At 65.9% G+C, this 21,636-nt stretch carries 33 protein-coding genes and 1 tRNA gene; 4 read left to right on the top strand and 30 right to left on the bottom strand.

Annotated elements, in window-relative coordinates:
• Positions 1-37 precede the first annotated feature (37 nt).
• Genes secY through ACTF4R_RS00810 form a run of 25 tightly spaced genes read right to left on the bottom strand, consistent with a single transcriptional unit; the run spans position 38 to position 14,280 of the window.
• A complete protein-coding gene (gene secY / locus ACTF4R_RS00930; RefSeq protein WP_440005518.1) occupies positions 38-1,504 on the bottom strand; it encodes a preprotein translocase subunit SecY in 1,467 nt (488 codons plus the stop codon).
• 3 nt (positions 1,505-1,507) lie between these two features.
• Positions 1,508-2,014 (bottom strand): uL15m family ribosomal protein, encoded by a 507-nt coding sequence (locus tag ACTF4R_RS00925; RefSeq protein ID WP_440005516.1) that lies wholly within the window; start codon positions 2,012-2,014, stop codon positions 1,508-1,510.
• Between the two features lie 2 nt (positions 2,015-2,016).
• Positions 2,017-2,481: a 50S ribosomal protein L30 gene (rpmD, locus tag ACTF4R_RS00920; RefSeq protein ID WP_440005515.1), complete on the bottom strand. Its 465-nt coding sequence runs from the start codon at positions 2,479-2,481 to the stop codon at positions 2,017-2,019.
• The gene (locus tag ACTF4R_RS00915; RefSeq protein WP_433623620.1) at positions 2,481-3,125 is read right to left on the bottom strand and encodes a 30S ribosomal protein S5; all 645 of its coding nucleotides are present in this window, start codon (positions 3,123-3,125) and stop codon (positions 2,481-2,483) included. Before ACTF4R_RS00915 ends, rpmD begins: the two co-directional genes overlap by 1 nt.
• Before the next feature lies 1 nt (position 3,126).
• Positions 3,127-3,681 carry a 50S ribosomal protein L18 gene (locus tag ACTF4R_RS00910; protein ID WP_440005513.1) on the bottom strand — a complete coding sequence of 185 codons (555 nt, stop codon included), beginning with the start codon at positions 3,679-3,681 and terminating at the stop codon, positions 3,127-3,129.
• A gap of 2 nt (positions 3,682-3,683) precedes the next feature.
• Positions 3,684-4,124, bottom strand: a complete 441-nt coding sequence (locus ACTF4R_RS00905) for a 50S ribosomal protein L19e (RefSeq protein WP_440005511.1) — start codon at positions 4,122-4,124, stop codon at positions 3,684-3,686.
• Positions 4,121-4,825 (bottom strand): 50S ribosomal protein L32e, encoded by a 705-nt coding sequence (locus tag ACTF4R_RS00900; RefSeq protein ID WP_440005509.1) that lies wholly within the window; start codon positions 4,823-4,825, stop codon positions 4,121-4,123. The genes ACTF4R_RS00905 and ACTF4R_RS00900 overlap by 4 nt, the downstream gene beginning before the upstream one ends.
• Positions 4,826-4,828: 3 nt before the next feature.
• Positions 4,829-5,365 (bottom strand): 50S ribosomal protein L6, encoded by a 537-nt coding sequence (locus tag ACTF4R_RS00895; protein ID WP_440005508.1) that lies wholly within the window; start codon positions 5,363-5,365, stop codon positions 4,829-4,831.
• Between the two features lie 4 nt (positions 5,366-5,369).
• Positions 5,370-5,762: a 30S ribosomal protein S8 gene (locus tag ACTF4R_RS00890; protein ID WP_113275375.1), complete on the bottom strand. Its 393-nt coding sequence runs from the start codon at positions 5,760-5,762 to the stop codon at positions 5,370-5,372.
• 2 nt (positions 5,763-5,764) lie between these two features.
• Positions 5,765-5,947, bottom strand: coding sequence for a 30S ribosomal protein S14 (locus tag ACTF4R_RS00885; RefSeq protein ID WP_113275374.1), 183 nt, complete (start codon positions 5,945-5,947; stop codon positions 5,765-5,767).
• Entirely contained in the window at positions 5,944-6,468 is a 525-nt protein-coding gene (locus ACTF4R_RS00880; protein WP_440005505.1) for a 50S ribosomal protein L5, read from the bottom strand. The genes ACTF4R_RS00885 and ACTF4R_RS00880 overlap by 4 nt, the downstream gene beginning before the upstream one ends.
• Positions 6,465-7,187 carry a 30S ribosomal protein S4e gene (locus ACTF4R_RS00875; protein ID WP_440005503.1) on the bottom strand — a complete coding sequence of 241 codons (723 nt, stop codon included), beginning with the start codon at positions 7,185-7,187 and terminating at the stop codon, positions 6,465-6,467. Before ACTF4R_RS00875 ends, ACTF4R_RS00880 begins: the two co-directional genes overlap by 4 nt.
• Entirely contained in the window at positions 7,184-7,540 is a 357-nt protein-coding gene (rplX, locus tag ACTF4R_RS00870) for a 50S ribosomal protein L24 (protein ID WP_440005501.1), read from the bottom strand. The genes ACTF4R_RS00875 and rplX overlap by 4 nt, the downstream gene beginning before the upstream one ends.
• On the bottom strand, positions 7,537-7,935 hold the full coding sequence (locus tag ACTF4R_RS00865; protein WP_440005499.1) for a 50S ribosomal protein L14: 399 nt from the start codon (positions 7,933-7,935) through the stop codon (positions 7,537-7,539). The genes rplX and ACTF4R_RS00865 overlap by 4 nt, the downstream gene beginning before the upstream one ends.
• Positions 7,935-8,282, bottom strand: a complete 348-nt coding sequence (locus ACTF4R_RS00860) for a 30S ribosomal protein S17 (RefSeq protein WP_113275369.1) — start codon at positions 8,280-8,282, stop codon at positions 7,935-7,937. The genes ACTF4R_RS00865 and ACTF4R_RS00860 overlap by 1 nt, the downstream gene beginning before the upstream one ends.
• Entirely contained in the window at positions 8,273-8,656 is a 384-nt protein-coding gene (locus ACTF4R_RS00855) for a ribonuclease P protein component 1 (RefSeq protein WP_433623601.1), read from the bottom strand. Before ACTF4R_RS00855 ends, ACTF4R_RS00860 begins: the two co-directional genes overlap by 10 nt.
• Positions 8,656-8,865: a 50S ribosomal protein L29 gene (gene rpmC, locus ACTF4R_RS00850; RefSeq protein ID WP_113275367.1), complete on the bottom strand. Its 210-nt coding sequence runs from the start codon at positions 8,863-8,865 to the stop codon at positions 8,656-8,658. Before rpmC ends, ACTF4R_RS00855 begins: the two co-directional genes overlap by 1 nt.
• On the bottom strand, positions 8,865-9,794 hold the full coding sequence (locus ACTF4R_RS00845) for a 30S ribosomal protein S3 (RefSeq protein WP_440005496.1): 930 nt from the start codon (positions 9,792-9,794) through the stop codon (positions 8,865-8,867). The genes rpmC and ACTF4R_RS00845 overlap by 1 nt, the downstream gene beginning before the upstream one ends.
• Entirely contained in the window at positions 9,794-10,255 is a 462-nt protein-coding gene (locus ACTF4R_RS00840; RefSeq protein WP_440005494.1) for a 50S ribosomal protein L22, read from the bottom strand. The genes ACTF4R_RS00845 and ACTF4R_RS00840 overlap by 1 nt, the downstream gene beginning before the upstream one ends.
• A 3-nt stretch (positions 10,256-10,258) precedes the next feature.
• Positions 10,259-10,684 carry a 30S ribosomal protein S19 gene (locus tag ACTF4R_RS00835; RefSeq protein WP_113275364.1) on the bottom strand — a complete coding sequence of 142 codons (426 nt, stop codon included), beginning with the start codon at positions 10,682-10,684 and terminating at the stop codon, positions 10,259-10,261.
• Positions 10,684-11,403, bottom strand: coding sequence for a 50S ribosomal protein L2 (locus tag ACTF4R_RS00830; RefSeq protein WP_433623596.1), 720 nt, complete (start codon positions 11,401-11,403; stop codon positions 10,684-10,686). The genes ACTF4R_RS00835 and ACTF4R_RS00830 overlap by 1 nt, the downstream gene beginning before the upstream one ends.
• A gap of 3 nt (positions 11,404-11,406) precedes the next feature.
• On the bottom strand, positions 11,407-11,661 hold the full coding sequence (locus tag ACTF4R_RS00825; RefSeq protein ID WP_113275362.1) for a 50S ribosomal protein L23: 255 nt from the start codon (positions 11,659-11,661) through the stop codon (positions 11,407-11,409).
• A complete protein-coding gene (gene rpl4p, locus ACTF4R_RS00820; protein WP_440005493.1) occupies positions 11,658-12,410 on the bottom strand; it encodes a 50S ribosomal protein L4 in 753 nt (250 codons plus the stop codon). Before rpl4p ends, ACTF4R_RS00825 begins: the two co-directional genes overlap by 4 nt.
• A gap of 3 nt (positions 12,411-12,413) precedes the next feature.
• The gene (locus ACTF4R_RS00815) at positions 12,414-13,430 is read right to left on the bottom strand and encodes a 50S ribosomal protein L3 (RefSeq protein WP_433623593.1); all 1,017 of its coding nucleotides are present in this window, start codon (positions 13,428-13,430) and stop codon (positions 12,414-12,416) included.
• 4 nt (positions 13,431-13,434) lie between these two features.
• Entirely contained in the window at positions 13,435-14,280 is an 846-nt protein-coding gene (locus tag ACTF4R_RS00810; RefSeq protein WP_440005491.1) for a putative RNA uridine N3 methyltransferase, read from the bottom strand.
• A 210-nt stretch (positions 14,281-14,490) separates the two neighbouring features.
• Between ACTF4R_RS00810 and ACTF4R_RS00805 the strand changes: the two genes are divergently transcribed.
• Both ACTF4R_RS00805 and ACTF4R_RS00800 read left to right on the top strand, forming a co-directional pair.
• Positions 14,491-14,561: transfer RNA gene (locus ACTF4R_RS00805), tRNA-Gly, on the top strand.
• Positions 14,562-14,775: 214 nt separating this feature from the next.
• Positions 14,776-15,573: an alpha/beta fold hydrolase gene (locus ACTF4R_RS00800; protein WP_440006653.1), complete on the top strand. Its 798-nt coding sequence runs from the start codon at positions 14,776-14,778 to the stop codon at positions 15,571-15,573.
• 128 nt (positions 15,574-15,701) lie between these two features.
• On the opposite strand, the gene ACTF4R_RS00795 is transcribed toward ACTF4R_RS00800, so the two are convergent.
• From ACTF4R_RS00795 to ACTF4R_RS00785, 3 genes are all read right to left on the bottom strand, one after another.
• Positions 15,702-16,463, bottom strand: coding sequence for a prolipoprotein diacylglyceryl transferase (locus tag ACTF4R_RS00795; protein WP_440005490.1), 762 nt, complete (start codon positions 16,461-16,463; stop codon positions 15,702-15,704).
• 212 nt (positions 16,464-16,675) lie between these two features.
• Complete coding sequence (locus tag ACTF4R_RS00790) at positions 16,676-16,846, bottom strand: DUF7987 family protein (protein WP_440005489.1); 171 nt, start codon at positions 16,844-16,846, stop codon at positions 16,676-16,678.
• 126 nt (positions 16,847-16,972) lie between these two features.
• Complete coding sequence (locus ACTF4R_RS00785; RefSeq protein ID WP_440005488.1) at positions 16,973-17,932, bottom strand: hypothetical protein; 960 nt, start codon at positions 17,930-17,932, stop codon at positions 16,973-16,975.
• 348 nt (positions 17,933-18,280) lie between these two features.
• Between ACTF4R_RS00785 and ACTF4R_RS00780 the strand changes: the two genes are divergently transcribed.
• On the top strand, positions 18,281-19,285 hold the full coding sequence (locus tag ACTF4R_RS00780; RefSeq protein ID WP_440005486.1) for an AI-2E family transporter: 1,005 nt from the start codon (positions 18,281-18,283) through the stop codon (positions 19,283-19,285).
• A gap of 10 nt (positions 19,286-19,295) precedes the next feature.
• On the opposite strand, the gene ACTF4R_RS00775 is transcribed toward ACTF4R_RS00780, so the two are convergent.
• A complete protein-coding gene (locus ACTF4R_RS00775; protein ID WP_440005484.1) occupies positions 19,296-20,327 on the bottom strand; it encodes a right-handed parallel beta-helix repeat-containing protein in 1,032 nt (343 codons plus the stop codon).
• A 113-nt stretch (positions 20,328-20,440) separates the two neighbouring features.
• Entirely contained in the window at positions 20,441-21,175 is a 735-nt protein-coding gene (locus tag ACTF4R_RS00770; protein ID WP_440005482.1) for a 5-formyltetrahydrofolate cyclo-ligase, read from the bottom strand.
• Between the two features lie 176 nt (positions 21,176-21,351).
• Between ACTF4R_RS00770 and ACTF4R_RS00765 the strand changes: the two genes are divergently transcribed.
• Complete coding sequence (locus ACTF4R_RS00765; RefSeq protein WP_440005480.1) at positions 21,352-21,633, top strand: GYD domain-containing protein; 282 nt, start codon at positions 21,352-21,354, stop codon at positions 21,631-21,633.
• Positions 21,634-21,636: the final 3 nt, after the last annotated feature.

Below are 21,636 nucleotides of genomic sequence, written 5' to 3'. Positions count from 1 at the left end.
AGCATCGGAATAAAAGGGGTTTCCGCGAGGAATGCCGCTATCCGCCGAACATCTCGCGCATCATCGGATGCATCTCCATCAGCTGCTCTTCGGCGATCTCCTCGTACAGCTTGTACGTGATGGAGACCGTCAGCAGCAGTCCGGTCCCGGAGACGCCGCCGATGGTGCCGAGCATGTTCGCCAGCACGGCCAGCAGTCCGACGAGCGCACCGCCGAGCACGGTGACTTGCGGGATGTACCGCTCCATCACCTTCTCGATGACGCCCGTGTTCTGGCGGAATCCGGGAATCTGCATCCCGGAGTTCTGGATCTGTTTCGCCGTCGCTTCCGGCCCCATGTCCGTCGTCTCGACCCAGAAGATGGCGAAGATAGCGCCGCCGATGACCATGAACCCGAGGTCGATGGCGATGCGCAGGAGTACCTGCCACGGCTCCTGGGCGACCGAGCCGGTCCACCACATCCACTGCTCGCGGCCGCGGATGGGTGCGAGGTAGTAGAACAGCCCGCCGATGGGCTGTCCGTTGCTGTACTGGCCGAGCCACGCCGGCAGGTCGCCGAGCTGACTGCTGAGGATGCGCCCGAGGAACTGGATGTTCGCCTGGAGCGCACGAACGAGGATCATCGGCAGGACGCTCGCGTAGATGAGCTTCACGGGGAAGCGACCACGAGCGCCTTTCACCCGCGCGTGGCTGAGCGGAATCTCGACCCGGACGCTCTCGGCGTACACGACGATAGCGAAGATGAGCACCGTCGTGACCAGCGCGAGCAGTTGACCGCCGCCCAGCAGCAGGTACTGGATGCCCTGGCCGGTCAGCAGCGACGGGACGTTCTCGGCGCTTCCGGTGATGAGAGCGATCCACCGCGGCACGAGGCCGGGGTTGGTGTTCGGAAGCCCCTGCCACGCGAACAGACCCGCGATGAGCTTCTGGCTCACGCCGGCGACGATGAACAGCCCGATGCCGCTACCGACGCCCCACTTGCTGATTATCTCGTCCATGAATAGGACGAGGATGGCCCCGACGAATATCTGGGCGAAGATGAGCCACTTGACGCCGAACGACCCGCCGGGGAAGCTACCGGCTAGCTGTGGGTCGGTCGGGAAGAACCCGCCCGCGAACACCATCGGCAGTCCGGTCAGGAAGATCATCACGACGACCAGCAATTTCTGGAGGCCCTGGTACAGCACCTGATCGCGAGGGTCGTCGGTGTCCAGCCCTAGCAGGTCAGCACCGCCGAGCAACTGCAGGACGATGCTCGCCGTGACGATAGGTCCGATACCGAGGTGCAGCACCGACCCCTGACCACCCGCCAGCAGCGACCGGAACTGACCGTAGATGTCGGTCGTCTGGTTCGCGCCGTACAGGGTGACGTTCGTCAGGAAGAAGTACAACAACAGGACGCCGCCCGTCCACGTCAGCTTGCGCTTGAAGGGGACGTGCCCCTCTGGCCGACGGACGGAGGGCATCCGAGTCAGGACCGGTTCAGCGGCCTCCTTCCATCCCATGTGTTACTCCTCTGACTCTGCCGTCTCTTCCGGCTCGTCTTCGCCTTCGGCTTCGGCTTCAGCTTCCTCGGCCCGGTCGCTGAGGACGGCGTCGCCGCCCTCCTCCTCGATGAGCTCGACCGCGCTCGCGGAGAACGCGTCGGCGGTCACTTCCAGTTCGTTGCGGACGCGACCGTTACCGAGGACCTTGACGACATCGGCTTCCCAGCCGTCCTCGACGACGTCGCGCGCGTCGAGGCGGTAGCCGAAGTCGGTCTCCTCGGCGTCGCCCTCCGCCGCGAACAGCGCGGCGTCCTCGTCTAACTTCTGCACCGAGATCGTCTTGACCTCTTCCTGGACGTCCTCGGGGCGCTTGAAGCCGTGCTTGCCGAGCGGTCCGTGATTGTGGAACTCGTGTTTGGAGCGGCCCGCGTTACCGCGGCCGCCACGGTGGCCGGCACCGCGGCGGTTCTTGTGACTGCCACCGCCGTGCGTGCGCGAGCCACGCTGTCGTCGTTTCTTGTCTGTCATTGTTATCTCATCGCCTTCAGGAGCGCGTTGATTTCCTCGGTTGTATGTTTTCCGAGTTCGCCGCCCTCCTTGGTGGGGTGCTTGAGGCCGTCGTGGCCGCCGCGCGGCGGATGGAGCCGCAGCACCGGCGTCAGGCCCGCCTCTTCGAGCGTCGTCTCCTCGTCGAGCAGCGCCGACGCGAGACCGGCGACGTCGTCGTAGTCGGTGTTGTCCGCGACCCACTCGTCGTCGACGTCGTCGCTTCCCTCGAGCGGTTCGGCGCGCGTCGAGAGCACCGTCTCCAGGACCTCCTGGTCCGGTTCGCCGTAGGCGACGTAGTCGTTGACCTTCGTTATCATCCCGCGGTAGGCGTCGGTCTCGGGCACCAGCGCGCAGTGGTTCACCCGGTGGATGTTCAGCATCTCCAGGGTGTCCTGGATGCTGCCGTTCATGTCGACCTCGCCGCGGATCTGGACGACCGCTTGCATCAGTCGGCCACCTCCTCGGGTTCGTCGGGTCGGGTCCGTCGCGGCCCCCGAGCCTGCGAGGCGTTCTCGAGGGCGTTGTACGTCGCCTTCGCGAGGTTCAGCGTCGTCCGGGTGTTGCCGTGGCTCTTCGTCCAGGCGTTCTCGACGCCCGCCAGTTCCAGAATCTTGCGGACCGTGTCGGTCGCCGCGAGACCCAGTCCGGCGGGAGCCGGGATGAGTTCGACCGTGACGCTGCCCGCCTTCCCCTCCGTGCGGTGGGTCAGCGAGTGCGGTCGGTCGCTACGGTCCTCCCACGAGCCCGCGCCGCGGGGGACGTCGATGATGTTCAGCTTCGCGATGTCGATGGCCTTCTGGATGGCACCCCCGACCTGGTCGTCGCGGCCCTCGGCGTAGCCGACGTACCCGTCGCGGTTGCCGATGGCGACGACGCAGCGGAACTTCACGCGTCGACCGGAGTCGGTCATGCGCTGGACCATGTTGATGTCCAGCACTTCGTCTTCGAGTCCGGGGAGGAGCTGGTCGACCAGCTCCGACTCCTTCAGCGGGAGCCCGGAGTTCAGCGCCGCCTCCATCGTGTCGATCTCGCCCTCGGCGACCTTGCGGCCGAGCCGGGTCTGGGGTTCCCAGCCGTTGTGTTGGCTCATATTATTCGTCCTCCTGGAGGTTCGCGAGCACTTCGTCGAAGTGCTCGGGTAGTTCGGTGGCGTCGAAATCCCCGCTGTACAGCGGCTCGTCGCGCTGTTCTGCGAACTCGGCGATGTGCTCGCCGCGGTTGCGCGACCAGTCCGCCATCACGCTCTCGTTGTGCGGGATGTCGAGGCCAGCGTCGATTGCACCTTCCTGTACTGCGAACGCCTTGTTGCCGGGCGTCGCCGTGTTGAGGCCGATGTCGAGCACGGCCTCCTCGAAACCGTCGTCGAGCGCACGCTTGCCCAGCAGGTACCCGGTGAGGTACGCGCTCGGGAGATTGCCCGTCGGGGCCTCCCAGCCGTACTCGGCCAGGTCGCCGGAGAATGCGCTCGCGACCGTGTCGTCGCCGTCGGGGCCCAGAGTGATCAGCTGCGCCCTGACGTGCCGGTTGCTCTTGCGAGCGACCAGCCGGGGCTTGCCCGATTTCAGCAGGCGCAACCTCTGGTGGTAGTCCGTCCGGACCTCACGGCGGCGCCGCATCGGCACCTTGTATCGTGGTCCTGTCGCCATTGTTAGTAGTTGTTCTCGATGTAGTTCAGCAGGTAGCGAACGCTACGGAACTCCCCGCCTTTCGACTTGTCGTAGAGGTCCCGGTACTGCGAGTTGGTGATCTCGCCCTGGGCGCGGAGTTCGCGAAGCTTGCTACGCTGCGCTCGGATTTGGTTCTCCCACTGTTCTTTCTCGTTCCGGCGACCGCCCGACTTCCCCTTCCGGGAACCGGGACCGGTGCGGTGGCCGTAGGCCCGCTTCTCGCTACGTTCGCGGGCGCGACCGCGGGAGTTGCTCTTCGCCTCTTTCGCCTTGATGGACCCGTCGTCGACGAGTTCCCGGATGTCCTCGCGGGTGATCGCGTCCACGATTTCACCCTGAGCCTCCGGGTCGAACCAGACGCGGTTCTCGCCGACGTCGAGCACGTCCGAAGCCAGTCGCTTCTGTGCACTCAGGTCAGTCATTCTTCGACCTCCACTTCGACGTAGGTCGGGTTCAGCACGCGGATACCTTCGTCCTCGGCGACTTCCTCGATGCGCTCGCGCTTGCGAGCGCCGACCTTCGAGGCGATGCGGACCGCTTCCGCGTCGCCGTCCACGCCGTCGAGGTCGTCGACGTTGTGGACCCGCACCTCGTCGAAGCCGCTCGGATGCTTGCCCCGAACGGCCTCGGGCGTGCGGAAACCGGGGTCGACCTTGTCGCCCTTGCCCTTCACGCCGCGGCGCTGCTTCGAGAGCTTGCCGCGCGGGCGTCGCCAGGACTTCGGCGTCCGCTTTTTCTTGTGGTAGTCCTGTCGGTTGAACTGCGGTTTGCCCTCGCGCTTGCGCTGCGTGAGGAGACGCTCCTCGTTCTCGCTGAGGTCCGGCGTCTTCTCCACGAGCCCGCGGGGCTGCAGTTCCGTCTCGACGTCCTCTTCGGTTTCCTCGTCGGGCGCTTCCTCCTCTTCTATCTCGGCTTCCGTCTCCTCTTCGACCTCGAGGCCGCCGACGTCAGCCTTGATGCGGGCCGCGAGCGCGTTGCCGATGCCCTCCACTTCGGACAGGTCGTCCTGGCTGGCGGCCTTGACGTCCTCGACGGACTCGTAGCCGGCCTCGTCGAGCGCTTCGGCCTTGCTCTCGCCGACACCGCTGATGTCTTCGATCTGTTCAGGTTCGTCGTCTGCCATCTATCAGGCACCTCCCGTCGACGGCTTCTCTGTGATGTAGACGCCGTCCTGGAACACTCGCGTGTCCTTGCCGGGAACGCGAGTGAGTTGTTCGATGTCCGCGGCGGTCTGGCCCACGTCCTCGATGTCGGGGCCGCGCAGGTACACTTCCTCGTCGTCCACCTCGACGGTGGTGTCCCCGTGAATCGCCGCTCGCCGGGGCGCTTTCTCGCCGAGGAAGTTCTCGATGACGACCTCGTCGCCCTCCGATCGCACCTGCATCGGGAAGTGAGAGTAGAAGACTTCCATCTTGTACTCCCACTCGTCGGTCACGCCGTGGAACATGTTTCGTACGTGGCTCTCGAACGTGCCGAGCGTCGCCATCGTCTTGGCGTCGGTCTCGTCGCTCTGGACGACCACGTGACCGTCTTCGACCTCGACCTCGACGTCCGGGTACCAGAGGCGTCGCGTGACGTTGCCCTCGGGCCCCTCGACGGTGAGATCGAGGTGGTCTATCTCGGCGGTCACCTCGTCCGGAATCTCGATTTCGGTTCGTGGCATTGTTCTAGTAGACGTACGCGATGACCTGGCCACCGATGCCCTCGTCGCGGGCCTCGTAGTGGCTCATGATACCGTGGCTGGTCGTGACGACGAGCGTCCCGTAGTCCTGGGCGGGGAGGAATCGCTTCTCCCACTTCTCGAACTCGTCTGCGCCCGCCGAGTAGCGGGGCTTGACCGCGCCACACTCGTTTATAGCGCCTTTCAGTTCGACCTCGAACTGACCGGCTTTGCCGTCGTCGACGAACTCGAAGCCGTCGATGTACCCGTGGTCGTAGAAGACCTCGAGTACGTTGCCGATCTCGTTCGAGGCGGGCTGTACGGTGTGAGTTAGGTGGCCGACGCCCTCGGCGTTGTCCACGCCGGAGAGTGCGTTGGCCAGCGGATCGTTTCCTGCCATAGTTATCGATACTTCTTGAAGCCCATGTCGCGGGCTATCTCCCGGAAGCACTGCCGGCACAGGTAGATGTCGTACTTGCCGACCAGGCCCTGTTTGCGCCCGCAGCGCTGGCAGGCCTCGAGTTGGCCGGTCCGCTTCTCGGCGTGCTCGCCGGTCACGTCTCCGTCGTGTTCACTCTCGCTCATTCGTTGACCTCCACGTCGAAGTTGCCCTCGAGGAACGCGACCGCGTCCTCGACGGTCAGGCGGTGGTTCGATGGAATCTGGCGGGTCGCCTTGTCGCGCTTGGCGACGCGGTAACCCGGCCGGACGAGGTTGACGGTCACGTCGAGCCCGTAGATTCCGATGCTCGGGTCGTACTCCTGGCTCGGGAACTCGGTGTGCTCCTCGACACCGAAGCTGAAGTTCCCGTTGTCGTCGAACTGCGACCGGGAGACGTCGGTCAGCGACAGCGCCGTCTCGATGAACTCGATGGCGTCCTCGCCGCGGAGCGTCACCTTCGCCCCGATGGGGTCGCCCTGTCGGATGCCGAAGTCCGGCATCGTCGAGTTCGCCAGCGTCCGAACGCTCTGCTGGCCCGTGACGTCTTCGAGGATGTCCTCGGCGTCCGCGAGTTCACGACCACCTTCGCCGACGCCCATGTGGACGACGACCTTCTCGACGCGCGGTTCGCGCATGTCGTCGAACTCGGTCTCTGCTTCGCTCATTCGGCGTCACCTCCCGACGCCTCGTCGTCGCCGGTGAAGTTCTCGTCGATGACGACGACGTACTCCTCGACCGTCTCGAAGGTACCGTCCTCGCCTTCGACGATGACGCCGTTCGAACCGCTTCCGGGCGTCACCTCGATGTCGGTCACCTCGCCGACGTCGCCCGCGTGCGTACCGCGGACGGCCGTGACGAGACAGCCTTCCTCGTAGGGGAAGTGAGCGACGATCTCGTTGTCGTCGTTGCTGACGACGACGGAGTCTTTCGCGTCGTACTCGCTGGCGTCGTCCACGAGGAGGTTGCCCCCGTCGTGGAAGTTGAGCTGCGTGCGCTCGCCAGCGACCTGCGTCTTGTCCTCTATCTTCGCCAGCTTGCTCCCGGCCGCGTCCTCGTCGATGGCCGTCAGCGCGAGCCGACCGCCCTCGTCGGGGAAGACGCGGTAGTACTCGTCGCGCTCCGGGAACGACAGGATGTCGAACATCCCGATGGGGCGCTGTTCGTCGCTGGGCGAGTCGCCGTTGACGAGGACGCTACCCCGTTCGATGGCGTAGCGCGCTTCCTTCTTGGAGTCGACGTAACCGAGCACGTCCCGCAGGAGGACGACCAGCGGGACGCCTGCCTGACCGTGCGGGCCAGCGCCGGCCTTCACGGTGAAGGTCTCGGTCTTGCGCTCGACCGGCCAGGACTTCGGAACGGAGAGTCGTTTCTGGTGTTTCGTCATTCGTCATCACCTTGCAGTCGCGTCTCGCGGCGGTCGTCTTCGAGGTCGAGGTCGGTCACGCGAAGGTTGCTCGCGTCGAGCGAGCGCGGCACTTCCTCGCCGTCCGACTTCTCCAGCGTGACGTCCTCGACGTGGACGACGGCGTTCTTCAGGTCCACTTCGAGCACTTCGCCTTCCTCGCCGGCGAAGTCGCCGCGCATGACCTCGACCGTGTCGCCCGCGTTGACGCGGACGCTACGCCGTCCGAACTCCTCGCGGAGGTCGTCGGACAGCGTCGCCTTGACCTGATCGTGTCGCTCGTGCAGCGAGGCGCGTTCGGTCTGTTTTCGCTGTTTGCGTGGTTGTCGAGTCATACTATCATCGTAGCGGTGCTCGCGATACTTCCGAACCGCTCGGCGACTTCCCGCGCGATGGGACCCTTGATCTCGGTCCCGCGCGGCTCCTCGACGTCGTCGATGATGACGGCCGCGTTGTCTTCGAACTTCACGCGGCGGCCGTCGGGACGACGGATGGGCTTGCGCTGGCGGACGATGACGGCTTCGAGCACCTGGCGACGCATCTCGGGCGTCCCCTTGGTGACCGACACCGTCACCTTGTCACCGATGCCCGCCTTCGGGTGGCGGTTCTTCGTGCTGTGGTAGTTCGAGACGCTGATGACCTTCAGCTGACGTGCGCCGGTGTTGTCGGCACAGGTGATCAGCGAGCCCTTCTCGAGGCCCTGGGTCACGTCCGCTTTCAGCGCTTCCATCAGTCGTCACCTCCGGCGAGGTCACGGTGGGTCTCGACGGTCTCGACGACCACGTGCGACTTCGTCTTCGAGAGCGGTCGTGTCTCTGCGATACGAACCGTGTCGCCTTCCGAGAGCTCCATGCACTCCGGCGCGTGGGCCGGGATACGGGACCGGCGTTTCATCTGCCGGTCGTATTTGGGCACGGTAACGTCGTACTCTCGCTCGACGACGACGGTCTTGTCCATGTCGGTGGAGGCCACCGCTCCTTCGAGAGTCTGGCCGCGCACGGACAGCGTTCCGTGGAACGGACAGTTCTCGTCGGAGCAGGTTTCCTCCGGTTCTGGTACGTTCAGTCCTAACGCCATTTCGATATACCTCCTGATTCGGTGCGTAGCTCGGGTCGTGAGAGCAAGATAGCTCCATCCACCGTAACGTAGGCTGTGCCCTCGCAACAGCCAGACTGACCGGAGCGGACTCCGGCAGTTTCCGACTGAAGTTCTGGCACAGTCCCCGACGTCCTTTCGGAGTCGGCGGCTTCATCTGTGAGTCGGAACTCGAACTTCGTCCCGCGCTTTTGCACCTGGCGCACCCGAGACGCGGACTCGACGCTCAGCGTCCGCATCGTCTCGTCGACGACCCGGCCCTCGATACCGACGAGGTCGGGGTTCGTCGCGGAGACGACCCGCACGTGCAGGCCGACGAGTTCGTGTTTCGGTAGCGTCTCGGGTGTCAGTGCCATTATTCCTCCAGGTCGCCTTCCTCTCGCTGGACCGTCTTGATCCGAGCGATCGTCCGGCGGAGTTCCTTGATGCGGCCGGGGTTCTCGGGCGCGCCCCCGGCGGCCTTCACGGCCTTCGCGTTGAGCAGTTCGGTCTCGAGCTCTTCGAGTTCGGACTCTCGTTCCGCGGGCGTCATGTCCCGCAGTTCCTCGACGTGAACGATGGCCATTACTGGTCACCCTCCTCGTCGGAGTCGTCTTCCATCTCTTCCATCAGCTCTTCCGCTTCGGCCTCGACGTCCTCCTCGAGCTCGTCGAGCTCCTCCTCGACGGACTCGTCCTCGCCGGACGCCTCCGTCTCGGGTTCGCTCTCGCTCTCGGTCTCGGTCTCTTCCTCGATGACCTCCTCTATCGTCTCCTCGTCGATCTCCTCTTCACCCGGCTCGGGCGGCTCCTCGGCCTCCTCGGCCCGGAGCTCCTCGAGCTCTTCGTCACTGGGTTCCTCGATGAGTTCGGCGGCCTCGTTGGCCTCGACTGCCTCCGGAACGACTTCCTCGGGGTCCGCGCCCTCCTCGATGTGGAAGTCGTCGGGCAGGTCGGCTCCCGGCGGGATGATCTTCACGTCCACGCCGATGGTGCCGAGCTTCATCACCGCGACGCCCTGTCCGTGGTCGACGATGGTCTGGGCGGGCTCGCCGTTGTGCTTGATGTAGCCGCGGTTGAACTTCTCCACGCGCGAGCGCGCACCGGTGACCTTGCCCGAGAGGACGATCTCCGCCCCGAGGGCGCCGGCGTCCATGATGCGGTCGATGGTGGTGTGGCCCGCCTTCCGGAAGTACCAGCCGCGTTCGAGCGCGTTGGCCAGCCGGTCCGCGACGATGCGGGCGTTCAGGTCCGGCTCGTCGACCTCCTGGACGTCTATCTGGGGGTCGTCGAGGTTGAACTTCTCCTCCAGCTGGGTGGTGATCTTCCGGATGTTCTTGCCGCCCTTGCCGATGACCATCCCGGGCTTCTCGGCCTTGAGGACGATCTGGGTACCCATCGGGGTCTTGGCGACTTCCATTCCTCCGTAGCCCGCGCGGCCGAGTTCGTCCGCGAAGAACTCGTCTATCTGGGACCGCTGCAGGCCGTCTTCGATGAACTGGTGTTCGTCTGCCATTATTCTTCGTCCTCCTCGAGGATCAGTTCGACGTCGACCTCGGGCGTGTTCCAGGCGGTCGCCCGGCCCATCGCGCGAGGCTTGCGTCCCTCCACCTCGCCGACCTTGTGGGCGGCGACGTGCATGATCTCCATCGCGTCGCCGTCGAAGCCCTGCTCGTCGGCGTTGTTCGTGACGTTCTCCAGCAGGTCGAGGAACGCCTCGCTGGCCTTCTCGGGGTAGCGACCGGCGTCCCAGCCGTCGATGTCGCTACGGTGACCGACGCCGCTGTTGTGCTGTTTGAACGGGACCGACTGCTTCTCGTCGACGACGTCGTGGAGGTACGCCTTCGCGTCCTCCGCGGTCATCCCTTTGATCTCCCGGGCGATCGCCTTGCTGTGCTTGTGGCTCATGTGCCGCTCCCGGAGCATCCCCTTGGCGGTGGTGTCCGGGTCGGCCTCGACGCTGTAGCTGATTCCCATGATTTACTTGAGTGGCACGAACTTCGAGGAGCGGGTCGCGCCGATGCCCGCCTGTCCGTGCTCGACGGACGTGCGGGTCAGCTGGAACTCGCCGAGGTAGTGGCCCAGCATCTCGGGCTCGACCTTGACGCGCTCGAAGCTCTGGCCGGTGTAGACGGCGAACGTCTTGCCGACGAACTCCGGCAGCACCGGCATGTCGCGCAGATGCGTTCGGATCGGGTCGTTTGCCGACTCCTCGTCGGTCTTCTTCTGGGCCTTCTCGAGCAGCTTCTCCTGCTCGACGGTCAACCCGCGTTCGATGGTTCGCCGCTGGCGAGCGGGTAGCAGTTCCGCGACTTCCTCCAGACTCATGTCCTGCAGCTCGTCGAGGTCGTGACCGCGGAAGGTGAACTCACCTTCACGGCCGGTTCGGTAGTCACTCTCGCTCATCAGTTACCTCCCCGTCCCGTGCGCCGGGACGAGATGTCCCCGACCTTGCGTCCCGGCGGTGCGTTCCGCGAGACGCTCTTCGGTCGACCGGGGTGCTGGCGGCCACCGCCACCGAACGGGTGGTCGACGGCGTTCATCGCCACGCCGCGAACGTTCGGCCACTTGGTGCCGCGCGCTTTCATCTTGTGGTACTTGTTGCCGGCCTTGACCATCGGCTTCTCCGTCCGGCCGCCACCGGCGACGACGCCGATGGTGGCGCGACAGTCGGGCGAGAGTCGCTTGACCTCGCCGCTCGGAAGCTCGACGACGGCCGCATCTCGGTCGTGCGTGATGAGGTCCGCGCTCACGCCGGAGGCGCGCGCGAACTTCCCGCCGTCGCCGGGCTGGCGCTCGACGTTGCACACCGGGACTCCTTCCGGAATCTCGGCGAGCGGGAGCGTATTACCCGGCTTGATCTCGGCGGAGACGCCGACCTGAATCTCCTCGCCGACGCCGACGCCCTCGGGCGCGAGCACGAGGCGCTGGTCGCCGTCCTCGAACTCGATGGCGGCGACGGGCGCGCTTCGCGCGGGGTCGTGTTCGATGTCCACGACGGTGCCCGAGACGATGTCGTCGTCTTCGGTCGTCTTGTGTCCCAGTTCAGCCTTGTATCGGTGCGACGGGGCGCGGAACGTCGGTCCGCCGCGACCACGTCGCTGTCCTTGAATTCGTCGTCCCATGTGTCAGAACACCCCGATTCGAGACGCCACTTCCTGGGCGTCGTCGTCGTCGGACAGTGCCACGGTGGCCTTCTTCCGACCGTTCATCGTGACCTGGGTGTTGATGCTCTCGACGGTCACGTCGTACTGCTGCTCGATCTCCTCGCGGATGTCGGGCTTGTGCGCGTCGAGATCGACGATGAACTGGAGCTTGTTCTCGAAGTCCATCTGGTTCATCGCCTTCTCCGTAACCCAGGGGAACTCGATGACGGAGCTCATCGCTCGGCCACCTCCTCGATGGCGCTCTCGGTCCAGACGGTGAGCCGTCCGGGGTGGGTACCGGGCGCGAGGTCTTCGGCGTTGACCTCCGCCGCGGTCGCCACGTCGGCGCCCGCGAGGTTGCGTGCGGCCTTCGACGGACCGGCGTCGCTGCTCGTCACGAACAGGATCGACTTCGGCGTCTTGTACTTGCGGCCACGGGTCGTCCCGCGACCGGCCCGGACGGACTTGTTCTCTTCGGCACGCTCGACGTCGTCGTGGAGGCCGGTCGCTTCGAGGAAGGAGACGACCTCCTTCGTCTTCACGAGGTCCTCGAACTCGTCGCTCACGACGAGCGGGAGGTCGAGGTCCTCGTCGAAGCGGTGGCCGCGATCTGCGACCACGTCGGCGTCCGCCGTCGCCGCGATGGCGCTGCGGACGGCCTGCTTGCGCTCCTTCGTGTTGATGTCGAGCGTGCGGTCCTTCTCCTCTTTCGGCGGATGGGCCTTGCGACCCCCGACGGTCTGGGGGACCCGCGCACCCTGGCCGTTCGTCCGGGGCACGTGAGCCATGCCGCGACCGCTGCCGGGCGACTCGGCGGACGTGCGCATCCCCGCGTAGTCGTCGGCACCGTAGTCCTGCTTTCGGTTGGCCTGCGCGGCGAGGACGGCACGCTTGATGAGGTCCGACCGGACGACGTTGTCGAACGTGTCCGGCAGGTCGAGCGTACCCGCGTCCTCGCCGTCGAGGTCTCGGATTGTTGCCTGCATGGGTTATCCCTGGTTGGACTCCGTGCTTACGTAGCGCACCTCGGGGTCGAGGCGCGGCTGGTCGGTCGGTCGGATGGCAGGGCGGAAACGCACCAGGCGCTTCTCCGGTCCGGGAACGGAACCCTTCACCAGCGCGTACGGTCCGTCGACCTCGCCGTAGTTGACGAACCCGCCGTCGACGTTGACGCCGTCGCCGTCGCCGACGTCGATGAGGCGCTTGTTCAGTTCGGTGCGCTGGTGGTAACCGGTCTGGCCCTGCTGGGGAACCGTCGAGCGAACGCGGCTCGGGTTCCACGGGCCGAGGTTACCGATGCGGCGTCGCCAGCCCTGGCGGGCGTGCTTGCCTTTCCGCTTCTGGACGCCCCATCGCTTGACGGGGCCCTGCGTCCCTTTGCCTTTCGTGACGCCACTTACGTCCGTGTACTCGCCCGCGCGGAACACGTCGTTCATCGCGTGTTCCCCGCCGTCGGCGAGCAGGTCGAGCGCGAAGTCGGCGCGCTCCTGCAGGGAGCCACCGCCGACGCGCGTCTCCATGACGTCCGGTTGTTTCTTCGGAATGCTCTGTACGTCGCTGGGTACGGTGTGGGTGATGACCCGGAGGTCCGTCACGTCGCCCGCTTCGAGCGCGTCACGGAGTTCCGACTCCGCCGCGTCGGCGTCGTGGTTCTCCGGCACGTCGAGCGTGCGGTCGAGTTCCCCGTGGAACTCGTCGCCCCACACTTCCGTCAGCGGCTTCTGCCCGTACGGCGTGTCTTCGTAGGCTCGCAGGGCGACGGCCCGCATCGGGGGCGTCTCGACGATGGTGACGGGAACGGTCTCCTCCATCCCCTCTCGCGGGGAATCGGATTCGTCGTTGACCATCACCACGTGGGTCATCCCGGCCTTGTAGCCCGCGAAGCCCTGGAGCGACGGCTGACCGTCGCTGTCGGGCCACGAGTTGAAGCGCGGCACCTCACTGGTCGCGCGCTTGCGGGGGCCGTAGCCCAGCGAACCTTTGCGTGGTCTGCTTGTTTCTGGCATCGTATCACTCGTGTTTGAGGGTCAGGCAGCCGAGGACGGCGAACATCGCTTCTTCCGTTCGAACGACCTCGCTACCCTGATTCGGAACCGCGTTCAGCCAGAGGTCGAACCGGCTGGGTGCGCCGGATTCGACCGCGTCGGGGAGACGCTCGGCGTCTACCCCGAGGATGTCCGGTAGCCCTCGTCCGGGCGACCCGAACGCGACAGTCATCCCGTCCCGTTCGGTGCGCACGACGTGGTCGGCCAGCCGCGACACGGTGAGTTCTTCGCCGTGTCGCGAGGTGGCGACCGTCACGCCTGCATCGTCGCGGTCGAGCGCTGCCGTGAGGTCCATGCGCTTCACTGCGAACCCCGGGAGGGGCTCGTCGACCAGCTTCGCACGGACCGGACTTCTCGAAGAGATCCTGACGGTAACGCGCTCCCCCTCGTCGACCGTCATTTCTGACGGAGCGACGAGTGAGATCGGGTGTTGCAGTCCGCAATTGACCCGAACGCGCCCTTCAGGTCCGACCTCGGTCACGATTCCCTGTCTTAACGACCCCGAACCCTCGGATTCGGAGCCGGTCAGTGCCGTGGCGCGGAGCGGCGGCAGGACGCCCGCGTACTCCAGTTCGTCCCGCTTGCCGAATACCTCCTTTCGGAGATAGGGCGGCGTTGCGGCGTACGTCAGTACGGTTTCGACGAACCCGCCGCCCCACCTGCGTTCGCCTTCCCGGTCGGGGAAGACGAACAGGTTGTCCGTCCGGAACACCGTCGCCGCGCGGGCGACGTAACCGAGCTTGCGAGTTGCCTCGCGCTTGTCTTCGGCTTCCCGGACGAGGGACGACGGCACGAGTACGCTGACGGTCATGCCGTGACGCTTCGACGCCTCGCCACTAGACTGTGACGAATTGTATCTGGTTGAAGGTTAAAAGGGCACCGCTTCAGATTCGAGGGCGTGACGTATTCACACGGCCGAAACCGTCCGAACTTAGGGGAATCGTGAGAGATACTTACAGACGGAGTCGGCTGCATCCGGAAGCCTTATACTTCAGTCGGTAAAACGTGAGAGTGCAGCAGGGCGCTGGTAGTGTAGTGGTATCACGTGACCTTGCCATGGTCACAACCTGGGTTCAAATCCCAGCCAGCGCACTTCTCCAATTCACAACGTTCCTAACGGAGTCTCCGTTCTTCGAACCGTCTCCAGGTCTCGACGATCTGCAGACAGACGTGACCGCCGACCTCGTCGATCGACTCGACGATGACCTCGTCGCCGTCATCGCCAGCCGTGGTGGATGTCGAGGATGGAGTCAGCGGATGGGTCGCCCCGCAGGACTATCGTGGCGCACGACGTACGTGTACCGTTATGCCGGTCGTGCAGTGCAACGGGGCAGACCTCTATTACGAGGACCACGGCGAGGGTCGCCCGATCGTCTTTCTCCACGGGGCGTGGGCAGGTCTTCGGTACTTCGAACCACAGGTAACCGGACTGTCGAACGAACACCGGACGATCGCGGTCGATTTCAGAGGCCACGGCCGGTCGGAAAAGACGGAAGTGGGCCATACCCTGCCACAGCACGCCCGAGACGTGCAGGCCGTTTTCGACCAACTGGAGCTGGATGACGTCGTTCTCGTCGGCTGGTCGATGGGGGCGATCGTGTCGTGGGAGTACGTCGACCAGTTCGGCACGGATCGAATCAGTGCACTGGTCGACGTCGATATGGAGCCGTCACCGCTGCAACGAGAGGGCTACGACCACGGGAGCTACACGGTCGACGATCTCACGGAGGCCCTCGTCGGTATTCAGACTGAACCGCTCGACCGTCTCGAACGAAACATAGAACAGTTACTCAAAGCGCCGCCCTCCCGGCAGCTGCGAACCATGATGTTCGACGAAGGGTCTCGGACCCCGCCACCGATCCAGGGCGCGATGCTCCTCGAACTGACGCGCGACTACCGCAACGTCCTCCCCGAGATCGACGTTCCGACGCTGGTCTGCGCCGGCACGGACGAGAAGTGGCGCAGCGTCGCGGCCGTCGAGTATACTGCGGACCTCGTCCCCGACGCCAGCTTCGAACGCTTCGAGAACAGCGGTCACTGTCTCACCGTCGAGGAACCCGAGCGGTTCAATCAGGTCCTCAGCGATTTCGTCGCATCGGTGTAATCGGTGCGGAAACCGACGTGACCGTCCGGTTCTCCCCGGCACGGTACTGCGGGCGGACGGCCGTCGAGAACGTCGTCGACGATGGGCGCAAAAGTGGTCGCGTGCCGGTCGACGACGGAAAGCGGCCGTCACTCCTCGTCGCTCTGGTCGTCTTCGCTCGACGCCTCTTCGCCCTCGTCTCCCTGCTGCTCCTGGGTTTCCTCCGCCGTCTCGGCGGCTTCGTCTATCTGGTCGGCGGCCTTCTGGCCGCCTTCCTGGACCTGGTCGGCGGCCTTCTGGCCGCCTTCCTGGACCTGGTCGGCGGCCGTCTCGCCGCTCTCTCGGACCCGGTCTGCGGCCTCTTCGGTCCCCGTCTCGACCTGGTCGGCGGCCATCTCGCCCGTCTCCTGAATCCCCTCGGCGGCTTGCCCGACGACGGCCTCCGTCCGCTGGGCGACCTCGCCTGAGCGCACGGCGGTCTTGTCGGCGACGGAGTGTAGCTGCTCGGTCGTCTTGCTGACGGCCTCGTCGACCGGCCCCGACCGCGACTTCAGCAGGTAGCCGAGGCCGACGACGGCACCGACGAGGAGCAGCCTCGAGAGCATGCCCCGTCCCTGGCTCTCCTGGGCTGGCGAGGTGCTCGTGGTCGTCTCGTCCGACCCCGCGTCGATGGCCTTCTCGACCGTCTTCTCCGCGACTTCGGACGTCTTTCCGTTCCTTCCGCGGAGATATCGAACCGCCTCGCCGACATCGACGAGCAGGAACGTGCGGACGATTTTGCCGTTCCGCGTCTCTCCCGACTCGCTCTCCTCCATCGCTACTTTGAGCGTCCGTAGGACCGACTCCGGCACAGCGTCGACGGCCGACTCCGTCTTCGATTCTCCCCCTTCGTCTGATAGAATTCCACTCATGGTTCCACCTACGTGGTTAGTACAGCCGAATCGTGGAAAAACGTTGGGGGCGATTGGTCACAATCAGGCGGACGGCGGGGGTTTCCCCTCGCCGCGTCGGTCGTCGTCGGGGTCGGGACCGGTGGCCGGTTCGCAGCGGAGGCGGAAACGGACACGACCGCTCCGGATGTGGGTGACGACAGGCGAAGGACAGGACGAAGCGAACCGGAGCGTCACCCGTCTCGGAGCCTCGTCTCGGCGACGATAGTCGGAGCGACCACCCCGACGCCGATGAGCACCGCGAACTGGACCACGGTGTTTTCGGTGACGAGCGTCGTCCCGTACCAGCAGAGAACGCCGAGGGCGAGGAAGGCAGCCCTGGTCTTCGTCTCGGTAGATACCATACGGACGGCAGGTGTTCGACCGTCAAAAACCCTCTCGCGTTCTTCGTCGACGCGTCGAGGAGTCGCGCCCGCGACGACGACACCCGTCGGCTACGCTCGGAAGAACGGTGACGGTTCTACGGCGGTTCAGCAGCTATCCGGGCAGTACACGCGGAACCAGCAGAGCTTCTTCTTCTTGCACGACTTCCCGTCGCCGGTCGGAATCGTGACGCAGTACTTCCCGGACTCCTCGTCGTACTCGGCCGAGACCGGCTCCTGGACCTCGCACTTGCCCTTGCAGCCGCACTTCTTGCCGTCGTGGTGCTTCCCGTCGTGCTTGCCGTGGCCCTTCTTCCGGGTCGCGTACTCGACTTCGAACGGGAACGCGGCGCAGATGGTCGCCTCGTGTCGGTCGCCGTCGACCTGGATTCCGTCTGCGTCGCCGCACTTCGGCACCCACTCGCAGTCTTTGAACTCGTACTTGACGTCGAGACCCGGGGGACACTCCGGCTTCTTGCACGGCGCGTCTTCGGCCATCACGTCCTCGTCGAACAGCGTCTCGCCTTGATACGTGACGGTGACGTGCGTCGGGTTCCGGTCGCCAGGTAGGTCGACTCGTGCGACGCCGTTCTCGTCGACGGTCGCCTCGACCGTCAGGTCGTCCCCGTTCTCGAACGAGACCGTCACCGTCACCGTCTCTCCCTCCGGAATGTTCGAGGTGTAGATTTCGACGCGCTTGCAGGTGACTTTCACCTCGTCGACCGCCGGTTTCTCGCCGTTCGGCGGGCACCGGTAGAACGTCGCGTTGCTGATCTCGCCGTACAGGTTCGAGTCGTCCGTCGGATTCTCGTCGGGGAGGCAGAACGTCTCGGTCGACGCGCCTACGCTCGCCACGTAACATCCCTGGGCTGCCTTGAGCGTGACGTGGGTGGAGCCTTCCGGAACCGTATCCGGCGTGTAACAGAACCCCGAGAGCCCGGTCGGCGTCGCAAGCACCTCCGGATCGTCACAGGGGAGACAGTCGATGCATTGCTGTTCCTGGGCACCGCCCTGGGCCTCACCGCAGAACTCGGCCGTGACTTCTTCCTGCTGCGCCTGCGTCCCCAAGGAAGCCGCCGAAAAACCGCCGACTCCGACGCCCGCGACGGCCAGTCCTTTGAGGTAGTCTCTCCGATTAACGTTACTATCTTCGACGTTGTTTTCTCGCGACATGCAAGAGTAGCAAACTCGGGGTGGAAGTTTGTTATTCGCCGCCTGACGGCTGCTCCCGAGAAGTTAGGGGGAGCCTGATTACCGACCGGGGCCGGTAGACTCCGCTTACCGCTCGTTTCCCCGACCGTTCACCGCGACCGCGGGGCGGGGCGACGTCGAACGCACACTCGCTCGCTCTCGCCACCGTGAGTCTCCCTCTCGAGCGTTGGTCCGTTTTATACGGGTCCGGACCGTCGGCCCGCCATGAAGCGCGACAGGGCGTTCCTGCTGGTGCTAGCAGCGGTGTTCGGACTCCTGGCCTACCTGCTCGTCCGCCCGTTCCTCCAGTACGTCCTCGCTGCCGTCCTGCTGACGTACGTCCTCTGGCCCGTTCACAGACGGCTCGCGTCGCGAGTGGGCGAGCAGGTGTCGGCGCTGTCGTTGATGGTCGCGACGACGCTGGTCGTGGTCGTTCCCGTCGGACTCGTGCTCGCGGTCGCCGCCGACCAGGCGTTCGAACTGGTGTCGGCGATTCGGAGCGGCGAACTCGCGGTCGCCGAGGTCGAGGCGTTCGTCGAGCGGTACGCGGGCGTCGTGGTCGACCTCGAAGCCATCGATCTACGGGCGTTCCTCCGGCGGTCCGCCGGCGACGGCTCCGCCCTGTTCGGGCGTGCGCTGGACGTGTTCGGCGGCGTCTCGACCGCCTTCATCGGCCTGACCATCCTCGCGTTCGTCCTCTACTACCTCCTCCGGGACGGCGACGCGTTCCTCGCCTGGGTCCGGGACGTCGCGCCGCTGCCCGACGACGTGCAGGACGAACTGTTCGAAGGGATGGACCGCGTGATGTGGGCGGTTCTAGTCGGCAACGTGCTCGTCGCGCTCGTCCAGGGCGTCCTCACTGGCATCGGGTTGGCCATCGCGGGCGTCCCCAGCGTCGTCTTCCTGACGGTCGTGACGACGTTGCTCTCGCTGCTCCCGCTCATCGGCGCCTCGGTGGTCTGGTTCCCGGCAGCCGTCTACCTGTTCGTCGTCGGTCGACCAGTCGCCGCCGCGTTCCTGTTCGTCTACGGGACGGCGGTCGTCAGTCTCTCGGACAACTACCTTCGCCCGATGATAAGCGCCCACGAGGCGCGGCTGAACCCCGCCATCCTCGTCATCGGCATCTTCGGCGGGGTCTACGCGCTCGGGTTCATGGGCCTCTTCTTCGGCCCCATCGTGCTGGGCATCCTCCAGGCCGTCCTGGACGTGTTCGCCCGCGAGTACGCCTGACGGGGTATCGTTACGCCCGCGCGGTGCGTTCGCCGGCGTCGCGCTGTCCCAGGGAGTTGTTCTCGACGACGTTCCCCGAGGAGGACGGCGAGACGACGACGTCGCGGCGGTTGTCCGAGCCGCGGTTCCCGGCGACGCGGTTGTCGTCGCTGGAGATGAGCAGGATGCCCGTGTCGCTGCTGTTCTCGATTCGGTTTCGGAGGACCTCGTTGCCGTCGCTCGACCGCAGACGGACGCCGACGGGGTTCCCGACCGCGACGTTGTCCGCGACCGAGTTGTTGTCGGCGTCGTCCGCGAGGTAGACGCCGTAGAAGCGGTTCGAGACGCGATTCCCGTGGACGCGGTTGTCGCTCGCGCCCGAGAGCCAGACGCCCGCGATGCGGTTCTCGGTGGCGACGCTCTCCCGAATCGCGTTGCCGGACGCGCCGAACAGCGCGACGCCGAACTCGTTGCCCCGGGCGACCGTTCCGACGAGCCGGTTGTCGCTGGCCTCGACGAGCTGGACGCCGACCAGCGCGTTCCCGACCGCGGTCGTGTTCCGCAGGACGTTGTTCGAACTCGCGCCGACGAGGAAGACGCCCGCCACCGCGTTCGACCGCGCGACGTTGTCGACGGCCGTGCCGTTGCGCAGCGACACGAGCGAGAGTCCGACGCGGTTGCGCGCCGTCGTCGTGTTCCGGACCGTCGCGTCGCGGATACCGGTGAACCGCACGCCGTCGTCCCAGTCGGTCGCGGTCACGTTCCGGACCGTGACGTTCGCCCGCGCGGTGACGAGCACGCCGGCGGAGCCGAACGCCCCGACGCCGTCGACCGCGTGCCCCGCCCCGTCGAGGACCACGTCGCTGGCACCGACGCGGATGCAGGTGTCGACGCTGGCGTTGCGCACGTCGCTCGCGAGTCGGTAGCGTCCCGGTTCGTCGATGGTGGTGCAGGAGTCGATGCGCGTGGTCCCGCCGTCCTGACCGCCCGCCGCGCCCGGTGCCAGGGCGGCGAGGACGACGAGCGAGACGAGGGTGGTCGCCGCGAACGGAGTGCCTCGCATAGCGGTCCCACGGCGGGGACGCAGTTCGTTATTCGCCGTCTATTCCGGAGTAACGCGCGTTTCTCGGCACTCGCCTGACGCGTCCGCGGTGGTCGCGGCGGTTGTCGGGATTACTACCGCAGTCGGTCGAGGACGGGAATCTCGTCGATTCGCTCGTCGGACAGCGCCGTCCAGTCGACCCCGTCCGGTCGCTCGAAGGCGGTGTCGGTGCGGACGACGCGCTCCGGCGTCACGACGAGGTCCATCGGCACGTCGTGGGCGTCCGGGGAGGCGTCGTCTGTCACCTGGAGTTCGTGGACCGTCGTCGCCACCGTCGTCTCGTCGTCGACCGCGCCGAGTTCCCGGAGGACCGCGTACTCGAGGTCGCTGTATCCCTCGCCCTTGCCGACGCGCGCCCCGGTCTCGGTGACCGCGACGCTGCCCGAGACGACGAGGTCGACGTGCGGCAGTTCGTCCGGGCCGACCGGGTCGGCGTACCGGTCCATCTTCGACACGGTCGCCGCGTCGTCGAGCGCCGCCGACGGCTCCGCGTCGCGGTCGGCCGCCGCGTCCCGTATCGCGGCCGGGTCGAGTTTCATGAACGGGCGCTCGTCGCGCAGTCGCGGCTGGGCCATGTAGACGACCTTCCCCTCGCGGAGCGCGCGCCGCCGGACGGGCAGTTGCGGCGCGTCCGGGTTGGCTTTCAGCACGTCCGCGTCGTCCCACTCCGGCAGGGACGCGAGGCGGTCCGCGGCGTCGTCAGCCCCGGCGAAGTTCGGGATTCGACCGTGCGGCGGGAAGGGAAATCGCGCCTCGCCGGCGGCGTCGAGGGCGTCCCAGGTTCGCTCGCGGAGGTCCTGTTTGTCCATACGTAGCGGGTCGGAGACGACGCGGAAAAATCGCGGGGTCGCGTCGTCCGACTCCGTCCGCAGTCGAGAGACGGCGCGGCTCGCACTTCGGTTCGAGTGAGAGGGTGGTCGACCGAAGACAGGTAATCGCGTCGTGCAAAACGGTTTTCGCGTCCAGCGTCGTCTCCACGTCAACCGTGTCGAAATACGTTTCGCTCGTCAAAGTCCGGGGAACAGTCCAGAACGTCCAGAAGTTAGCGTCCATCTGGGGGGACCTCCGCACCGAACTGGAGGAGTACGACACCGACCTGGAACAGAGCTACGCCATCCTGGGCGAGTACGACTTCCTGGTCATCATGGACGCCCCCGGTCGAGACGAGGCGTTCAAGGCGGCGATGGCGATAGAGAACCAGGGGCTGGACATGCAGACGATGGAGATAATCCCCGTCGAGGATTTCGCGTCGCTCGTCGACGAGTAGCCC

It is taken from the genome of Halomicrococcus pelagicus (assembly GCF_051917725.1).
Lineage (GTDB): Archaea > Halobacteriota > Halobacteria > Halobacteriales > Haladaptataceae > Halomicrococcus.
Note: the sequence above shows the minus strand (reverse complement) of the source record. Positions and strands in the feature narration are given on the sequence as shown.

Excerpts from the sequence above, each read along its gene's own strand:
- secY (WP_440005518.1), bottom strand. The coding sequence starts at position 1,504 with ATGGGATGGAAGGAGGCCGCTGAACCGGTCCTGACTCGGATGCCCTCC.
- ACTF4R_RS00925 (WP_440005516.1), bottom strand. The coding sequence starts at position 2,014 with ATGACAGACAAGAAACGACGACAGCGTGGCTCGCGCACGCACGGCGGT.
- rpmD (WP_440005515.1), bottom strand. The coding sequence starts at position 2,481 with ATGCAAGCGGTCGTCCAGATCCGCGGCGAGGTCGACATGAACGGCAGC.
- ACTF4R_RS00915 (WP_433623620.1), bottom strand. The coding sequence starts at position 3,125 with ATGAGCCAACACAACGGCTGGGAACCCCAGACCCGGCTCGGCCGCAAG.
- ACTF4R_RS00910 (WP_440005513.1), bottom strand. The coding sequence starts at position 3,681 with ATGGCGACAGGACCACGATACAAGGTGCCGATGCGGCGCCGCCGTGAG.
- ACTF4R_RS00905 (WP_440005511.1), bottom strand. The coding sequence starts at position 4,124 with ATGACTGACCTGAGTGCACAGAAGCGACTGGCTTCGGACGTGCTCGAC.
- ACTF4R_RS00900 (WP_440005509.1), bottom strand. The coding sequence starts at position 4,825 with ATGGCAGACGACGAACCTGAACAGATCGAAGACATCAGCGGTGTCGGC.
- ACTF4R_RS00895 (WP_440005508.1), bottom strand. The coding sequence starts at position 5,365 with ATGCCACGAACCGAAATCGAGATTCCGGACGAGGTGACCGCCGAGATA.
- ACTF4R_RS00890 (WP_113275375.1), bottom strand. The coding sequence starts at position 5,762 with ATGGCAGGAAACGATCCGCTGGCCAACGCACTCTCCGGCGTGGACAAC.
- ACTF4R_RS00885 (WP_113275374.1), bottom strand. The coding sequence starts at position 5,947 with ATGAGCGAGAGTGAACACGACGGAGACGTGACCGGCGAGCACGCCGAG.
- ACTF4R_RS00880 (WP_440005505.1), bottom strand. The coding sequence starts at position 6,468 with ATGAGCGAAGCAGAGACCGAGTTCGACGACATGCGCGAACCGCGCGTC.
- ACTF4R_RS00875 (WP_440005503.1), bottom strand. The coding sequence starts at position 7,187 with ATGACGAAACACCAGAAACGACTCTCCGTTCCGAAGTCCTGGCCGGTC.
- rplX (WP_440005501.1), bottom strand. The coding sequence starts at position 7,540 with ATGACTCGACAACCACGCAAACAGCGAAAACAGACCGAACGCGCCTCG.
- ACTF4R_RS00865 (WP_440005499.1), bottom strand. The coding sequence starts at position 7,935 with ATGGAAGCGCTGAAAGCGGACGTGACCCAGGGCCTCGAGAAGGGCTCG.
- ACTF4R_RS00860 (WP_113275369.1), bottom strand. The coding sequence starts at position 8,282 with ATGGCGTTAGGACTGAACGTACCAGAACCGGAGGAAACCTGCTCCGAC.
- ACTF4R_RS00855 (WP_433623601.1), bottom strand. The coding sequence starts at position 8,656 with ATGGCACTGACACCCGAGACGCTACCGAAACACGAACTCGTCGGCCTG.
- rpmC (WP_113275367.1), bottom strand. The coding sequence starts at position 8,865 with ATGGCCATCGTTCACGTCGAGGAACTGCGGGACATGACGCCCGCGGAA.
- ACTF4R_RS00845 (WP_440005496.1), bottom strand. The coding sequence starts at position 9,794 with ATGGCAGACGAACACCAGTTCATCGAAGACGGCCTGCAGCGGTCCCAG.
- ACTF4R_RS00840 (WP_440005494.1), bottom strand. The coding sequence starts at position 10,255 with ATGGGAATCAGCTACAGCGTCGAGGCCGACCCGGACACCACCGCCAAG.
- ACTF4R_RS00835 (WP_113275364.1), bottom strand. The coding sequence starts at position 10,684 with ATGAGCGAGAGTGACTACCGAACCGGCCGTGAAGGTGAGTTCACCTTC.
- ACTF4R_RS00830 (WP_433623596.1), bottom strand. The coding sequence starts at position 11,403 with ATGGGACGACGAATTCAAGGACAGCGACGTGGTCGCGGCGGACCGACG.
- ACTF4R_RS00825 (WP_113275362.1), bottom strand. The coding sequence starts at position 11,661 with ATGAGCTCCGTCATCGAGTTCCCCTGGGTTACGGAGAAGGCGATGAAC.
- rpl4p (WP_440005493.1), bottom strand. The coding sequence starts at position 12,410 with ATGCAGGCAACAATCCGAGACCTCGACGGCGAGGACGCGGGTACGCTC.
- ACTF4R_RS00815 (WP_433623593.1), bottom strand. The coding sequence starts at position 13,430 with ATGCCAGAAACAAGCAGACCACGCAAAGGTTCGCTGGGCTACGGCCCC.
- ACTF4R_RS00810 (WP_440005491.1), bottom strand. The coding sequence starts at position 14,280 with ATGACCGTCAGCGTACTCGTGCCGTCGTCCCTCGTCCGGGAAGCCGAA.
- ACTF4R_RS00800 (WP_440006653.1), top strand. The coding sequence starts at position 14,776 with ATGCCGGTCGTGCAGTGCAACGGGGCAGACCTCTATTACGAGGACCAC.
- ACTF4R_RS00795 (WP_440005490.1), bottom strand. The coding sequence starts at position 16,463 with ATGAGTGGAATTCTATCAGACGAAGGGGGAGAATCGAAGACGGAGTCG.
- ACTF4R_RS00790 (WP_440005489.1), bottom strand. The coding sequence starts at position 16,846 with ATGGTATCTACCGAGACGAAGACCAGGGCTGCCTTCCTCGCCCTCGGC.
- ACTF4R_RS00780 (WP_440005486.1), top strand. The coding sequence starts at position 18,281 with ATGAAGCGCGACAGGGCGTTCCTGCTGGTGCTAGCAGCGGTGTTCGGA.
- ACTF4R_RS00775 (WP_440005484.1), bottom strand. The coding sequence starts at position 20,327 with ATGCGAGGCACTCCGTTCGCGGCGACCACCCTCGTCTCGCTCGTCGTC.
- ACTF4R_RS00770 (WP_440005482.1), bottom strand. The coding sequence starts at position 21,175 with ATGGACAAACAGGACCTCCGCGAGCGAACCTGGGACGCCCTCGACGCC.